The sequence below is a fragment of the Raoultibacter timonensis genome (genome assembly GCF_900240215.1).
In the GTDB taxonomy this organism is placed as follows: domain Bacteria; phylum Actinomycetota; class Coriobacteriia; order Coriobacteriales; family Eggerthellaceae; genus Raoultibacter; species Raoultibacter timonensis.
In genome coordinates, this window is sequence record NZ_LT964687.1 from 1 (window position 1) to 1,049 (window position 1,049).

At 65.2% G+C, this 1,049-nt stretch carries 1 protein-coding gene and 1 pseudogene; both read right to left on the reverse strand.

The genetic code is table 11. The annotated features are described in order from the left end of the window. On the reverse strand, positions 1-749 hold a 749-nt coding region (locus C1722_RS16390; protein WP_146040721.1), incomplete at its 3' end, for an energy-coupling factor ABC transporter ATP-binding protein. Further along, positions 736-1,049: pseudogene (locus tag C1722_RS17075) on the reverse strand (hypothetical protein); the annotation flags it as partial. The gene C1722_RS16390 and the pseudogene C1722_RS17075, both read right to left, overlap by 14 nt.

Below are 1,049 nucleotides of genomic sequence, written 5' to 3' on the forward strand. Positions count from 1 at the left end.
GAGGCCGCCGCGCCTTCCGCCGTACGCCGCGCATCCGCCGTACCTTTCCCCATCGGACGCCCGGAAAGCCCGTCGAGGGGTATTCGCTCGATGCCGTCTTCCCCGTTAAGCTCGAATGCCTCGGTTGCGTAATCGGTCATCGACTCGGGCGCATGGGTTGCCACGACCACGGTGATGCCGAGCTCGCGGTTCATACGGAACAGGGCATGGAGGAAGTTCTTCTCGGCGATCGGATCGAGTTGGGCCGTCGGCTCGTCGAGCAGCAGCAGCTGCGGCTGCATGGCAAGGATTCCCGCAAGGTTCACCAGCTGCTTTTGCCCGCCCGAAAGGCGGGCGGTCTCGGCGTGCAGCCACGGTTCTATGCCGAAGAACGCCGCAGCCTCGGCAACGCGCCGCCTCATCGCGTCGGGATCGACGCCGAGGTTCTCAAGCCCGAAAGCGAGCTCGTGCAGCACGGTATCGCAGACGATCTGGTTCTCGGGATTCTGAAACACGTAGCCCACCGCAAGCGCTTTCGCACGAGTGCCCTCGCCGTCAGGCATGCACCCGAGCACCTCGACGGAGCCCCACCGCGTGCCCACGGGCGCGATCTCTTGCTTGCAGCATTTTAAAAGCGTGGTCTTGCCACTGCCTGTTTTTCCGACAAGCAGGGCGAACGCCCCCCGCTCGACGGCGAGGTCGAGGTTTTCGAACACCGGCACCTCGCCCGGATAGGCGAACCCGAAGCCCCGAAGCCTAAGCGCCTCCATCCGACGACCCCCTATAGGCGCGCATCCTGCGCTCGATGCGCCGCCAACGCATGCGGTCGAACGCATCGGCACCAAGCGGCGCGAACACGAGCACCGCATACGGCACGTAGCCCCACCATGCGACAAGGGTGCTCGCAACGGGATAGAAATGATATTGCGAGCAGGCGATCCAAGCTAGAAACGCATTGCCGGCCACGAGCGCGGCCAGCACGGCGCAGGCAACGGCGTCTGCCGCCCTGAACCGATAGGGCCGATACTGCGTCCGCTTTTCCGCCGAGGCCCAGCCGCGGGCCTTCATGG